Origin of the sequence: Caldalkalibacillus mannanilyticus JCM 10596 (assembly GCF_000615945.1) — a bacterium.
GTDB classification, from domain to species: domain Bacteria; phylum Bacillota; class Bacilli; order Caldalkalibacillales; family JCM-10596; genus Bacillus_AT; species Bacillus_AT mannanilyticus.
Map to the genome: position 1 here is coordinate 74,987 of NZ_BAMO01000014.1, position 13,566 is coordinate 88,552.

At 39.4% G+C, this 13,566-nt stretch carries 13 protein-coding genes and 1 pseudogene; 10 read left to right on the forward strand and 4 right to left on the reverse strand.

Annotated elements, in window-relative coordinates; genetic code table 11:
• Window positions 1-46: 46 nt before the first annotated feature.
• Window positions 47-1,342 carry a glutamate-1-semialdehyde 2,1-aminomutase gene (locus JCM10596_RS09880; protein ID WP_025026992.1) on the reverse strand — a complete coding sequence of 432 codons (1,296 nt, stop codon included), beginning with the start codon at window positions 1,340-1,342 and terminating at the stop codon, window positions 47-49.
• A gap of 137 nt (window positions 1,343-1,479) precedes the next feature.
• On the opposite strand from JCM10596_RS09880, the gene JCM10596_RS09885 reads away from it, so the two are divergent.
• Both JCM10596_RS09885 and JCM10596_RS09890 read left to right on the forward strand, forming a co-directional pair.
• A complete protein-coding gene (locus tag JCM10596_RS09885; RefSeq protein ID WP_025026993.1) occupies window positions 1,480-2,199 on the forward strand; it encodes an SDR family oxidoreductase in 720 nt (239 codons plus the stop codon).
• A gap of 45 nt (window positions 2,200-2,244) precedes the next feature.
• On the forward strand, window positions 2,245-2,676 hold the full coding sequence (locus tag JCM10596_RS09890; RefSeq protein ID WP_025026994.1) for an ion channel: 432 nt from the start codon (window positions 2,245-2,247) through the stop codon (window positions 2,674-2,676).
• A 178-nt stretch (window positions 2,677-2,854) separates the two neighbouring features.
• Here the strand turns inward: JCM10596_RS09890 and JCM10596_RS09895 are convergent, their stop codons facing one another.
• A complete protein-coding gene (locus JCM10596_RS09895) occupies window positions 2,855-3,220 on the reverse strand; it encodes a helix-turn-helix domain-containing protein (protein ID WP_025026995.1) in 366 nt (121 codons plus the stop codon).
• Between the two features lie 210 nt (window positions 3,221-3,430).
• Between JCM10596_RS09895 and JCM10596_RS09900 the strand changes: the two genes are divergently transcribed.
• From JCM10596_RS09900 to JCM10596_RS09930, 7 genes and pseudogenes are all read left to right on the forward strand, one after another.
• The gene (locus tag JCM10596_RS09900; RefSeq protein WP_025026996.1) at window positions 3,431-4,420 is read left to right on the forward strand and encodes an asparaginase; all 990 of its coding nucleotides are present in this window, start codon (window positions 3,431-3,433) and stop codon (window positions 4,418-4,420) included.
• Window positions 4,421-4,442: 22 nt separating this feature from the next.
• Window positions 4,443-5,873 carry an aspartate ammonia-lyase gene (gene aspA / locus JCM10596_RS09905; RefSeq protein WP_025026997.1) on the forward strand — a complete coding sequence of 477 codons (1,431 nt, stop codon included), beginning with the start codon at window positions 4,443-4,445 and terminating at the stop codon, window positions 5,871-5,873.
• A gap of 130 nt (window positions 5,874-6,003) precedes the next feature.
• Window positions 6,004-7,417: pseudogene (nhaC, locus tag JCM10596_RS24830) on the forward strand (Na+/H+ antiporter NhaC).
• A 54-nt stretch (window positions 7,418-7,471) separates the two neighbouring features.
• Complete coding sequence (locus JCM10596_RS09915) at window positions 7,472-8,809, forward strand: NAD-dependent malic enzyme (protein WP_025026998.1); 1,338 nt, start codon at window positions 7,472-7,474, stop codon at window positions 8,807-8,809.
• A 213-nt stretch (window positions 8,810-9,022) separates the two neighbouring features.
• Window positions 9,023-9,328 (forward strand): cyclic-di-AMP receptor, encoded by a 306-nt coding sequence (locus JCM10596_RS09920; protein WP_025026999.1) that lies wholly within the window; start codon window positions 9,023-9,025, stop codon window positions 9,326-9,328.
• 73 nt (window positions 9,329-9,401) lie between these two features.
• The gene (locus JCM10596_RS09925) at window positions 9,402-9,863 is read left to right on the forward strand and encodes a Fur family transcriptional regulator (protein ID WP_034681054.1); all 462 of its coding nucleotides are present in this window, start codon (window positions 9,402-9,404) and stop codon (window positions 9,861-9,863) included.
• A 177-nt stretch (window positions 9,864-10,040) separates the two neighbouring features.
• Window positions 10,041-11,807, forward strand: a complete 1,767-nt coding sequence (locus tag JCM10596_RS09930) for a glycosyl hydrolase family 18 protein (protein ID WP_025027001.1) — start codon at window positions 10,041-10,043, stop codon at window positions 11,805-11,807.
• 80 nt (window positions 11,808-11,887) lie between these two features.
• On the opposite strand, the gene JCM10596_RS09935 is transcribed toward JCM10596_RS09930, so the two are convergent.
• Window positions 11,888-12,217, reverse strand: a complete 330-nt coding sequence (locus tag JCM10596_RS09935; RefSeq protein ID WP_025027002.1) for a DUF2614 family zinc ribbon-containing protein — start codon at window positions 12,215-12,217, stop codon at window positions 11,888-11,890.
• 153 nt (window positions 12,218-12,370) lie between these two features.
• Here JCM10596_RS09935 and JCM10596_RS09940 point away from each other — a divergent pair, with 153 nt between their 5' ends.
• A complete protein-coding gene (locus JCM10596_RS09940) occupies window positions 12,371-13,255 on the forward strand; it encodes a nucleotidyltransferase-like protein (RefSeq protein ID WP_025027003.1) in 885 nt (294 codons plus the stop codon).
• A gap of 68 nt (window positions 13,256-13,323) precedes the next feature.
• Here JCM10596_RS09940 and JCM10596_RS30175 read toward each other — a convergent pair.
• Window positions 13,324-13,566 (reverse strand): hypothetical protein (locus JCM10596_RS30175; RefSeq protein WP_234410465.1); only part of this gene is annotated, 243 nt, incomplete at its 5' end.

A 13,566-nucleotide genomic window follows, 5' to 3' on the forward strand; every position in this document is an offset into this window, starting at 1 on the left:
ATCATGCAAAATGTAAACGCTTTAAATGGAAAAAGCATGTCCCGAATTATCTTCGGGACATGCCTTGGAAAACAGAATCTACAGCAGTGAGTGTTTCTTTAATATCCTGTTCAGTATGTCGGATGGTGACAAACCAAGCCTCATATTTAGAAGGAGCAAGATTGACTCCATGTTGAAGCATTCCTTTAAAGAAAGTAGCAAAGGCTTCGCCATCACTCTGTTCTGCTTCAACGTAATTGTGTACTTCTTGGACTCCAAAATAGATACTTAGCGCCCCGCCTAGGCGATTGAGCGATAAGGCAATCCTATGTTTCTTCGCTAGAGCAAGGATTCCTTCTTCTAGCATAGCACCTAGACGGTCAAGGTGTTCGTAAGTTCCTTTCTCTTTTAGCACCTCCAAGCAAGCAATACCAGCTGAGATCGAGGCTGGATTTCCAGCCATTGTTCCAGCTTGATAGGCAGGTCCTAGTGGAGCCACCTGTTCCATAATTTCTTGGCGTCCGCCGTAAGCACCTATAGGGAGTCCGCCACCAATAATTTTTCCAAGAGCGGTCATATCTGGCTCTACTTTAAGTAGATTTTGTGCTCCGCCATACATGAATCGAAAAGCTGTAATCACTTCATCATAGATGACAAGAGCACCCGCTTCATGAGTAAGTCGATTTACTTCTTCTAAGAATCCTTTATGAGGCATGACAATTCCAAAGTTTCCAACGATGGGCTCAACTAGAACAGCAGCAACTTGGGACCCCCATGTACGGAGAGCTTCCTCATATGCTTCAAGATTATTAAAAGGAACCGTAATAACCTCTTGGGCGATGCTTTGTGGAATACCCGCACTATCTGGAATACCTAAGGTAGAAGGTCCAGAGCCAGCAGCAACGAGGACGAGGTCTGAGTGACCATGATAGCATCCCGCAAATTTAATAATTTTATCTCTTTTGGTATACGCACGTGCAACCCGAATAGTGGTCATGACCGCTTCCGTACCCGAGTTGACAAATCTTATTTTTTCTAATGAAGGAATGGCTTCTCGAAGCATTTTGGCAAAGGTAACCTCTAAGGCTGTAGGCGTACCGTATAGGGTTCCATTAGCAGCTGCTTTGGAGATGGCTTCAGTAATATGGGGATGGGCATGTCCCGTAATAATGGGACCATAGGCAGCAAGATAGTCGATATAGCGGTTCCCATCTACATCCCAAAAATAGGCGCCTTCTGCCCGCTCCATAAAGACGGGTGCACCTCCACCAACTGCCTTGTAAGAACGTGAAGGACTATTAACTCCTCCAACAATATATTGTAAAGCTTCATTAAAGAGTAGATTTGATTTCTCATGATTCATAATATGTAGATTCCTCCTTGTCTACCTCTCATTGTATCATTAGTGAAATAGGTTATACTAGAAATAAAAGGAATCCATGAATTTCGATGAATACGTTGAGGCTAAGTCCGTTTTGGAGAAAAGAAAGGATGAATAAGATGTTAAAAAATAAAGTAGCGATTGTAACTGGCGCATCACGCGGTATAGGCTATTCCATTGCCTTTAAACTAGTGGAGCAAGGAGCTCAAGTTGTGCTGATAGGAAGCTCTAAGCAGGTTCATGATACAGCAGACTCCTTAAAAAAACTGGGGCATACGGTCTTATCTATTCAAGCGGATATTTCAAAGGCTGCTGATGTAGAAGAAGTGATTTCTCAAACTATTCAACAGTTTGGAAAGATTGATATCTTAGTCAATAATGCAGGAATTGGTTTGTTTAAGCCTGTTGAGGAAACAACACTAGAAGAATGGCAAAGACTATTTGAAGTCAATGTCCAAGGAGTATTCCTGTGCTCTCGAGCTGTACTCCCTTATATGAAAGAAAGAGGTCAAGGGACAATCATTACTATTTCCTCTGATGTTGGAAGACGCACAATTCCCAATGGATCTGTATATACAGCAACTAAATATGCTGTCCAAGGCTTTTCCGGTTCATTGGCACAGGAGGTAAGAAAAGTAGGAATTCGAGTGGGGACGATCAATCCAGGGATGGTCGATACATACTTTAACAATACGGAACAAGGAGCTCCAGAGAAGAAGGAATGGTTAAAAGGAGAGGATATCGCTCAGGCGGTGATCTATATGGCAAGTGCTCCTAAACATATGGTCATTGACGAAGTTTTACTCCATCCTTTAATTCAAGAATATCCTTCTGTATAAACTTTTCTTTTCCCTCATATCTATAGTAATGAGGGGGCAAGCTGTATGAAATACCTTATTTTTATGCTCATTGTTGTTTCCTGTTTTTTTATTATGATAGGCAGTGTTTTTCATTTGTTCAGAATAAAAGGGACGGATTGCCCTGTTTTCTCTTGGCAGCATTTTTTTATTCTGGTTCAGGTGTATTTTGTAGTTATTTTTGGTTTTGGGGTTATTTATCTAGGGTTAGATGCCATTGGATTGCCGAGTATTACATATCAGGATAAAGCCCATATAGATCGTCACAATCTCTATTTTATAGGAAATATCATTTATTTTAGTGCGATGACTGTTTTTACTGTAGGTTATGGAGATATTACTCCTGTGGGAGTAGCCAAAGCATTTGTTATTGTCCAAACCTTCTTAGGCTACCTTCTTCCTGCTGCGTTTGTTGTTTCAGGATTTGCCAATCGTAGAGAACATGGGGACATCTGCTGAATTTTTACTCCAGTGGTGTAAAGTCTAATCCTACTTCGTAAATAAACATATTATAAATGTAGGGATGACGATTACCTCCTCCATATGCTTAGATGTGCTTATAAAAGCGCATCTTTTTTTTGTGCTAAAACAAAGCCTTGATTTTAGATCAATGCCTCATTGGTTTGACCATCGTTTATCACGACTTTCCTTCCAATTCTCGCTTAGCTCTAATAAAAGCAATAAATTGCTGTATTTCTTCCCCAGAAAGTGAGATTCCATCTACAGCAAGGTCCATATTTGGCAGATCTCTTGATTCTATGAATTGAACTGATTTTGTGATATCGATTTCAATTGGAAAATCTGGATGATCCACTCTACCTAGAATGTAATCAGTTGATGTATGAAATAAATCAGCTATTAATGTAAGTGCTTCCAATGAAGGACGGCGGTGCCCCGACTCATAACCTGCATAAGTGCTTTTAGCAATTCCGAGTCGATCAGCCGTATATTGTAAGGACCAACCTTTGTCCTTTCTTAATCTAGTTAATCTATTTAGAATCATTTTTTACTCTCCTTTAACTACAATTTATTATATCATAAATTAAGACAAAATGTACGCGATACGAATATTTTTTTCTTGATTTATACAAAATACGTGACTATAATACAAATATATTATTCGAAACGCGTACGAATAATGCATTTCTTCTCTTGTAAAGCTTATCGTAAATCTAATGCTGTAAACAGAGAAAATTTTACAGGGGGTATTATTTTGAAGAATTTGATGTTACTTACTACCGGTGGGACCATTGCTTCCTTAGAAGGGGAAAATGGACTAGCTCCAGGGATGGATCCCAACGAAATTTTAAATCACTTACCTGGATTACATTCACAATGTAAGATTGATGGTAAGCCATTGATGAATATTGATAGTACCAATATACAACCAGAGCATTGGGTTGAAATAGCAAACGCTATCTACAAACATTACCATGACTACGACGGCTTTATTATCACTCATGGGACGGATACAATGGCTTATACTTCAGCCGCGCTCTCCTATATGCTACAAGATGTCGACAAACCAATCGTAATTACAGGCTCTCAAATTCCAATTGCTTTTAAGAAAACAGATGCCAAGAGAAATTTTTCTGACGCGGTTCGATTTGCTTGTGAAGACATAGGTGGAGTATATATCGTATTTGATGGTAGGGTGATACAGGGAACAAGAGCTATTAAACTTAGAACAAAAAGCTATGACTCGTTCGAAAGTATTAATTACCCTTATGTTGCTTCTATACATGGAAATGGTATTGAGTATAATAAGCCTGTTCATTCAGCAAAAAATAAAAAAATAAAGTTAGATACTTCCCTATGTACTGATGTTTCTCTCGTTAAGTTATATCCAGGGATTAAGCCAGAGTTCTTTGATTTTCTAAAAGATCAATGTAAGGGGATTGTCATAGAAAGTTATGGAAGCGGTGGCATTCCATTTCAAGGAAGAAACATTTTAGAGAAATTGAATGAATTGATCGAGTGTGGAATATCCGTTGTCATTACTACACAATGTTTAGAGGAAGGGGAGGACATGGATATTTATGAAGTGGGGCGTAAAGTAAATCATGATGCGATCATTCGTTCCAGAAATATGAATACAGAAGCAATCGTCCCTAAATTGATGTGGGTATTAGGTAAGACTCAGGTTCCACAAAAAGTGAAAGAAATGATGGAAACCCCCATTGCAGATGACATTACATTCTAAAACTTTTAAAGGAGTAAGGGAAATGGTGAAAAACGAGAAAGTATTCCGTATGGAGAAGGATTTTTTAGGTGAGAAAGAAATTCCAGCAGACGTTTATTATGGGATTCAGACAGTAAGGGCAGCAGATAATTTTCCGATAACTGGATACAAAATTCATCCAGAAATGATTAGAGCACTAGCCATTGTGAAAAAAGCAGCAGCACTTGCAAATATGGATATCAAGCGCTTATATGAAGGAATTGGTGAAGCTATCGTTCAGTCCGCAGATGAAATTCTAGAAGGAAAATGGCACGAGTATTTTATTGTCGACCCGATCCAAGGGGGAGCCGGTACATCGATGAATATGAATGCAAATGAAGTGATTGCCAATCGTGCACTTGAACTGCTCGGTTTAAAAAAAGGTGAGTATGAGAAGCTAAGCCCAAACACTCATGTAAACATGTCGCAATCAACAAACGACGTGTTTCCGACAGCTATCCATATCGCAACTCTGCATCTTCTTGAAAAGCTACTGGATACTATGAATGACATGTTGGGTGTTTTCAAGAAGAAAGCTCAGCAATTTGATCATGTCATCAAAATGGGACGCACTCATCTTCAAGATGCCGTACCCATCCGTCTTGGGCAAGAATTTGAAGCATATAGCCGTGTTTTGGAACGCGACATTAAACGGATTGGACAAACGCGCCAGCATCTTTATGAAGTGAATATGGGAGCAACGGCAGTAGGGACAGGATTAAATGCTGACCCTGAGTATATCAAAAATGTTGTAAAGCACCTTGCGGATATTAGTGGATTACCGCTTGTTGGGACAGAGTGCCTTGTTGATGCAACACAAAATACGGATGCTTACACAGAAGTGTCCGCTGCACTGAAAGTCTGCATGATTAATATGTCCAAAATAGCCAACGACTTACGATTGATGGCATCTGGACCGCGTACGGGATTTGGTGAAATTATCTTACCGGCACGCCAACCTGGTTCTTCCATTATGCCTGGGAAAGTCAATCCAGTCATGCCAGAGCTCATTAACCAAGTCGCCTTTCAGGTCATTGGAAACGACCATACGATTTGCTTGGCTTCTGAAGCGGGACAACTTGAATTGAACGTAATGGAACCCGTGTTAGTCTTTAACTTGCTCCAATCAATCAGCATCATGAATAATGCGTTCCGAAGCTTTACAGACTTTTGTCTTGTAGATATCGAGGCAAATGAAGACAGGATGAAAGAGTATGTTGAAAAAAGTGTGGGAATCATTACAGCCGTAAATCCGCACATAGGGTATGAAATTGCATCACGAATTGCACGAGAAGCTATATTAAGTGGAATGTCCGTTCGTGAACTTTGCATGAAATATAACGTTATGACAGAAGAGGAACTCGATTTGATTTTAAACCCGTATGAAATGACAAAACCAGGTATAGCGGGTGGAGCACTATTAGATCGAGTATAGAATCTATAAACCTATAGATCATTTTAAAGTGTAATAAAAAATAACGAACGATTAAAAGTGAAATTTTGAAAGCGTTTCATATTTGAAAGTGAATTCCGAAAAGAATAACTTTCAAGAGGGGGGAGTAGGGATGAGGAACAAACGGCTACCATCTATACCAGAAATTATTTTTACGTTGGGGTTGTTTTTAGCAATTGTCTTTTCGTTTACCACGATGTTTGATTTGCCGATACAACTAGCACTATTTATATCATGGTTCATTTTTATTCTACTTGGATTGCGTTTGGGTTTCCAATATCAGGAGCTTCAAGAAGGTATAAAAAAAGGGATTTCGAATGGTCTTGAGGCTATTTTAATTCTACTTGTAGTCGGTGCTCTTATAGGGACTTGGATTGCAGGTGGCGTCGTACCAACTTATTTATTACGGTTTAGAGTTTATCCATCCTAGCATTTTCTTATTAGCTACCCTCGTCATTTGCTCAATCACATCTTTGGCTACGGGTACATCGTGGGGAACTGTCGGAACTGCTGGAATCGCAATGATGGCAATTGGAGAGGGGATGGGCATCCCTCTGCCGATTGTAGCAGGTGCTGTTCTTTCGGGTGCATACTTCGGAGATAAGCTTTCTCCATTATCTGATAGCACCGTACTGGCAGCCACGATGTCAAAAGTGGATGTCATTGCACACGTGCGAGCCTTGTTGTATCTAGATATCCCTGCATACGCCATTACCGCTCTTCTTTTTACTATAGTAGGTTTTATATATGGAGGAAAAAATGTAGATTTAGAACGAGTAGAATTTCTTAAGACAGCCTTGCTTGAAAATTTTAATATTCAAATTTGGATGCTCCTTCCTGCGATATTTGTCATTGTAATGCTAGCACTGAAACAACCTTCTGTGCCGACAATTGCTGCAGGTGCTCTCTTAGGAACCATTTGGGCTACCCTCTTCCAAGGGATTGATTTTTATGTGGCTATAGATACGGCATACAATGGCTTTTCAATAAATACAGGCATTGAATTTTTGGATGTTCTTCTGAACCGTGGAGGAATTCAGGGAATGCTTGGCGCAATCGTCGTTATTATTTTCGGCTTAGGGTTCGGTGGTTTATTGGAGCATTTAGGTGTACTAAAAGTAATAGTATCTAAATTCCAGAACCAGTTAACTTCAGCGGGTAATGTAACCCTTTCAACATTAATTGTTGCCTTTTTAGCAAATGTATTTGGTTGTGCTATGTATGTTTCCTTAATATTAACACCAAAAATTATGGAAGAAAGCTATGATAAATTACATATCGATCGCAGGGTTTTGTCTCGAAATTCTGAGGTTGGAGGTACGCTCACTTCAGGGATGATTCCTTGGTCTGATAACGGGATTTTTATGGCAGCGATTCTTGGCATATCTACTTTTTCTTATCTACCATTTATGTGGTTAAGCTTTGTTTCCATTGCACTAGCGATCATTTATGGTTATACAGGTAAATACATTTGGTACACCAAAAATAACATAGAAGTACCATTGGAGCAGAAGGCGGCTCATTAGTGCTATCTAACAAGATTGTCAAAAAGATGTAATTGTACTCGGAGGTACTTTGTTATGAATAGTAAAAATAATTTAATTCGAACCTTGAGGATCGAAACTCCTTCTTTTCCCGGCAACCTTGGGAAAGTTACGACTGTAATTGGTATGGCGGGAGGAGATATAGGTGATATTGAAACGGTACAAGTTGGACCTAACTACACAATGCGTAACATTACTGTTCAGGTTGAAAATGAGAACCAGCTATCAGATTTGCTGGAGGTTATTCGTAAGCTAGGAGGTGGAATCCGCCTTCATACAGTTTCTGATGAAGTACTTCGTGCTCATGAGGGAGGTAAAATACAAATAAAAAGAAAAATGGAGATTACGTCTCTTGCCGACTTGAGACGTGTATACACACCGGGAGTGGCTAGTGTCTGCCAGGCGATCAAAGAAGAACCTGAAAAAGCGAGAATTTACACCAGTATTGGCAATACAGTAGCTATTGTTACTGATGGATCTGCTATTCTCGGACTTGGAGATATCGGTCCAGTTGCAGGGATGCCAGTAATGGAGGGAAAAGCGGCTCTCTTTGATCAATTAGCCGGAATCAATGGAATTCCTATCCTGTTGAATACGAAAGATCCTGATGAGATTGTACGTACAGTGAAAAGTATTTCTCCTGGATTCAGTGGAATCTTACTGGAGGATATTGGGTCCCCTCATTGCTTTGAAGTGGAAGAACGACTTAAAAAGGATTTGGATATTCCAGTGATGCATGATGACCAACATGGTACTGCCGTAGTTACTTTGGCTGCTGCTATTTCTGCTTGTAAAAGCGCTGGAGTTGACTTGAAGGAAGCACAGGTGGGACAAATCGGATTGGGAGCAGCAGGATTAGCCATTTGCCGAATGTTCATGGCTTATGGTGTTAAACATGTTATGGGGGCAGATAAGTCTGTAGAGGCAAAAGCACGTCTAGAAACTTATGGAGGTCAAGTGGTTGATTCCATTGAAGAACTGATGGAGCGCTGTGACATTGTCATTGCTACTACCGGCGTCCCTGGACTCATTCAAGAAAAATGGGTGAAACAAGGACAAGTCATTCTTGCCTTGTCTAATCCGAAGCCAGAGATTGAACCAGAAGCCGCTCTGAGAGCTGGAGCTGCCTATGCAGCAGATGGTCGATCGGTAAACAATGTTCTTGGATTTCCTGGAATTTTCCGAGGGGCGTTGAATGCACAATCTAGGCAAATTACTCACGAAATGCTTGTGGCTGCAGCCAAAACGATTGCAGCAAATACTCAACCAGGTGACTTGGTGCCGCATCCATTAGATCAAGAAGTCCATAATAGGGTCGCTGAGGAAGTGTCTAAGGTATCTTATTTGTCCGCTAAACTAGGAGTGGCAAGATAGAGAAAATAACTTCTGAATGATTACAAAATGTCTACAATGACGATTCAAATTGAATGTTAGATAGGGTCCAGCAAATGAGTTCAAGGCTGGGCTCTTTTTCGCGTCATTACCCTTTGGATGGAGCGACAATTGCAAGAATTCTACATATAATAGTACAATGAAGTAAAAAAACGGATAATGCCTGAAAAATGCCAAGATGGTGGAGGGACGTACATGAAACTAATGGTGTGTATTGTTGATAATAAATATGGATCTAGATTAGTTCATTCGTTAAGTGATAAGGGGTATAGAGTAACGAAGCTGGCTAGTACAGGAGGTTTTCTGAAAAAGGGGAACGATACATTATTGATAGGAGTTCGTAATGATGGGATAGAACATTTGCAGCAGGAGCTAAAAGAAATCATTCAGCATATTGAGAAAGAAAAGAAGTGGGTGGCAAATCAGAATAGATATACTTCTTTTGTGGTTAATTCACCTGGTTTTTTAAGCAAACTTGGGAATAATGAAGGTACGTTGTAGCTGGTGATTGACAATTTAACGAACTCATAATAAACTTATTTATAACAATTATAATCTGATAATTAGTATTTTGATGAAAGGGTGGTATGCAGTGGCGGAAAAACTTGGAGCAGCTTTAGAAAAACTTAAAAGCACTGGAGTCAGAATGACACCGCAACGTCATGCCATATTAGCTTATTTATTAGAAACGATGTGTCACCCAACAGCTGATGAAATCTATAAGGCTTTGGCAGATCGTTTTCCTAGTATGAGTGTAGCAACCGTATACAATAATCTAAGGCTGTTCAAGGAAGCCGGTTTGGTTCGCGAACTGACCTATGGTGATTCTTCCAGTAAATTTGATGCCAATATATCTAAGCATTATCATGTTATTTGTCGTGAGTGTAATCGAATCGTGGATTTTGAATGCGATTTATTGGGTGAAGTAGAGAATGCGGCATCTAAGGAAACGGGATTTGTAGTTGATAATCATCGACTAGAGGTATATGGAGTATGTGCGGATTGTCAGAAGAAGCATAGTAAGCAACTTAACTAGCCTAACAGTACAATAGAACTGGAGAAAAACACTTTAAGAAACGAGATAAGGGCGACTCAACATCAGCAGGAGTAAAAAACCGCATCTGATGGAAGTCTACTTTATTCATCTTAAAGTGTTTTTTTCTTATCCTCTCTGTATATATTCTGTTAAAATGGAAATATGGGAGGGGACAGAATGGAAATCGAATATACACAGAAACGGAGAAAGGGAGCGAAAAGAACGATACGCAGAATCGGACTATACGCTATTCTTATCTCCTTTATCATGACAAGCCTAATCATCGGACTACTATATTTTTTAGAGAATCGAGAGAACACAGAAAAGGGAAGTCCTTTTCCAGAAGTTGAGCAATTAGAGCAAGGCAGCTTGTACCCGTTAATGGTAGGTGGCAATCTCCTCGACGGAAAACTATGGGTGCAAGATGGACAGCATACTTTTCTACCTTTCCATCTCTTCCAAAGCGAAATCGATCCTACTGCGGCACTTGACCAAGAATCAGAAGCTGTGATTATCACGACTGAAGATAAGGTCATTAAATTAAACACGAAGCAGATCATTGAGGAAGTAAAAGGAGAGGTCGTGGAGCTTGAGTTTCCATTAGTCAAAATTAACGAAACCTTATATATCCCCTACGATCTGATCCAAAAGCTTTATCCAATCAATGTTCATTTATATGAAACAAGTGGAGTTGCAGAGATCGAACATCGGCATACGGCAGTATTAAATGGAACTATTATAATAGAAGGAAAAAAGAAAACGGAACTAGCGATGCGTATGGAACCAAGTATTAAGAGCTATATCGTCACAACACTTACAGCAGATGAAGAAGTGAAAATATACCATGAGGAAAACGATTGGTACTATGTTCAATCTCAGGATGGATTCATTGGTTATGTTCCGAAAAAGAATCTTATTATAGGGCAAGTCCACTTAACTAAGGCAGAAGAGTCAGAGGATTCTTATGTTGCTTGGAAACCATTTGGGCAAAAAATTAATTTGACGTGGGAGCATGTCGTCAGCAGAACTCCTAATCCAGATCAGATAGAGCCGCCAAAAGGAGTTAATGTCGTTTCGCCTACGTGGTTTCATATTAAAGATGAAGAGGGAGGTATAAAAAATATTGCGGATAAAAGATATGTAGACTGGGCTCATAAAAATGGGTATCAGGTGTGGGGGCTTGTGACCAATGATTTTAATCCAGACTTAACGCATACGATTTTATCCTCTTATGAAAAAAGGCGTAAGGTAATCCTTCAGCTGATTTATTTTGCTGAATTGTATAATCTTGACGGAATCAATATTGATTTTGAAAATGTCTATCTAAAAGATAAAGAAAACCTCGTTCAATTTATGCGCGAACTAAGACCTTTTATGAGAGAACAAGGGTTGGTGTTATCAATTGATGTGACCATCAAATCAACAAGTGAGCAGTGGTCGCTGTTCTTAGATCGCCCTGCTTTAGGTGAAATCGTAGATTATATGATGGTGATGACTTATGATGAGCACTGGGGTTCTAGCCCGGTTTCAGGCTCTGTAGCATCCCTTCCTTGGGTCGAAAAAGGGTTACAGGGTATCTTAGAGGAGGTTTCTAATGAAAAAGTTCTTCTTGGAGTGCCTTTTTATACAAGGCTGTGGAAAGAAGTGACCGAAGACGGGAAAACGAAAGTGAGTTCAAAAGCCTATTCAATGGATGGGATAGAGAAGTGGATGGCAGAAAGAGAAGTTCAAAAAGTTTTTGATGAACAGTCTGGTCAACACTATGCCGAGTACTATGATCAAGAAGAGGAAGCACTCTATAGAATTTGGTTAGAGGATGAAACCTCTATCGCTAAAAGGGTTGAACTCGTGCATAAATATAACTTGGCAGGCGTAGCTTCATGGCGTCGAGGATTTGAGAAGGCATCTATTTGGCAAGTGATCGCTGATGGATTAGATCGGTAAAAAAAAAGAATCTCTGCTCTTAACCAATAGTTGAGGGCAGAGATTTATTTATCTGGTTCTAACCGTTCATGTAACAGTTCCTAAGGTTTGTTTGTTGGCTCGATATCTGTGGCTAGTTGAGCATCTAGCGTTATTTTTTGTTTGCAATACATACATTCATCTAATTTGCCAAGCATTTTTGTGGATTTTTGACACGTGGGGCAAGTAACGTACGTTGCTTGGGTAGATAAAAAACCGATCCAAAAGTAGACAACGGTACTTGCTAACACCATGAGTAGCCCCAAAAGCATAAATAAAGACATAGCCCAAGTGGATTCTACTAAAAAAGATCCATAAGTGACAATGATTCCGCCGAACACCAATCCAAGGGCGAAAGTACGAACAGTATTAATTTTTCCTTTATTGAACATGGTTGTCCCTCCTAATGTGCTTAGTATAGCATATCTATTTTTTTTACAGCAATGAACGAATCCTGAAAAAAGGATTTTATAAGAAGAATGTAGAATCCTTTGTACATAGAGAATTAGAGAAAGTAAGATCTATAGAAAGTAAGGTGGGGCCTGTTGGATAGTCAGTTACGGATTTTGTATCAAGAAAGAGCAAGCGATACGAATACGCTTGGTATTATTCATTTACAAAAGAAAGAAACGTTTAGTCCAGTTACAGATGGCTTTGATGATATTATTTTAGTGATTACTGAGAATGAAGAAGTATACTGGAATACTCATCATTACCGTTACGAAGATAAAAAGGTACAACTAATTACAGTGGATAAAACAATGTTACATGAATGGTTAGCAGCAGGGAGTAATCGTCGTGCTGTTGAATGGGTGATGCATGGGAAAATTGTATTTGATCGAAATGATTTTGTTACAGAGCTTAAGGAACGATTAATCGAATTCCCTTTTGAATTAAGAAGCAAAAGGTTGTGTGTGGAGTTTGGACGTTTAATAAGAAGATACCAAGAAGGAAAAGAATTACTAAATTCCGGAGACTACCTAGACTCTTTTAATCAAATTCTGCATGCGCTGCACCATTGGGCCAGACTATCCGTTATTGAACAGGGATTTCATCCAGAGGTCACTCTGTGGAAACAAGTAAAAAAAATTGATCCAGAAATATATAAATTATACGACGAGCTATTAATGGGCTCCGATATATTAGCGAAGAGGCTGGAGCTCCTCTTGCTGGCTAGTGAGTTCTCCGTTATCTCAAAAACGAGGTTAGGAGCATCGCATTTACTTGATGTCTTAGGAAAGAAGAAAGAACCTTGGTTGTTTGAAGAGATATTAGCCCAACAAGAAGTACAAGAATATTCCTTAGATCTAAGCATTTTATTGGAGCACTTAGTGAAGAAACATCTTGTAGATGAAGTGTATACAGAAACAGTATCAGGAGATATTAAAGTAAGAGCCTACATAGTAAGCCCCAACATTCCTTCTATATAAAGGGATGTTTTTTTTGTCCCCTCCTAACACTAAGCGGAGTAAAATCTCCATCTAATGTAGGGTTTGCTTTATAACCTTTGCAGAGGAACCCTAATAAATCCCCAAAAATTAGCCGTTGAAACGAGAAGTAAAAAGATGATAAGATAAGTCTTGTCGCCGCGAGAGAGCGGCAACAGAAAAAGCAAATGAAGTGTTGAAAATTGTGAAACGAACAGTTTGAAAAAAAAGTAGTTGATTTTTTGAAAATGTTTTGGTATGATATTAAATGTTGCTGCAAGACAGCGGCAAAGAGTAAGAAAATGAAGAAACAC

What these genes read in the sequence shown, in the direction of transcription:
- JCM10596_RS09930 (WP_025027001.1), top strand. Translation starts at nt 10,041, where the DNA reads ATGGAAATCGAATATACACAGAAACGGAGAAAGGGAGCGAAAAGAACG.
- JCM10596_RS09895 (WP_025026995.1), bottom strand. Translation starts at nt 3,220, where the DNA reads ATGATTCTAAATAGATTAACTAGATTAAGAAAGGACAAAGGTTGGTCC.
- JCM10596_RS09890 (WP_025026994.1), top strand. Translation starts at nt 2,245, where the DNA reads ATGAAATACCTTATTTTTATGCTCATTGTTGTTTCCTGTTTTTTTATT.
- JCM10596_RS09920 (WP_025026999.1), top strand. Translation starts at nt 9,023, where the DNA reads ATGAAACTAATGGTGTGTATTGTTGATAATAAATATGGATCTAGATTA.
- JCM10596_RS09915 (WP_025026998.1), top strand. Translation starts at nt 7,472, where the DNA reads ATGAATAGTAAAAATAATTTAATTCGAACCTTGAGGATCGAAACTCCT.
- aspA (WP_025026997.1), top strand. Translation starts at nt 4,443, where the DNA reads ATGGTGAAAAACGAGAAAGTATTCCGTATGGAGAAGGATTTTTTAGGT.
- JCM10596_RS09880 (WP_025026992.1), bottom strand. Translation starts at nt 1,342, where the DNA reads ATGAATCATGAGAAATCAAATCTACTCTTTAATGAAGCTTTACAATAT.
- JCM10596_RS09925 (WP_034681054.1), top strand. Translation starts at nt 9,402, where the DNA reads ATGAAAGGGTGGTATGCAGTGGCGGAAAAACTTGGAGCAGCTTTAGAA.
- JCM10596_RS09885 (WP_025026993.1), top strand. Translation starts at nt 1,480, where the DNA reads ATGTTAAAAAATAAAGTAGCGATTGTAACTGGCGCATCACGCGGTATA.
- JCM10596_RS09935 (WP_025027002.1), bottom strand. Translation starts at nt 12,217, where the DNA reads ATGTTCAATAAAGGAAAAATTAATACTGTTCGTACTTTCGCCCTTGGA.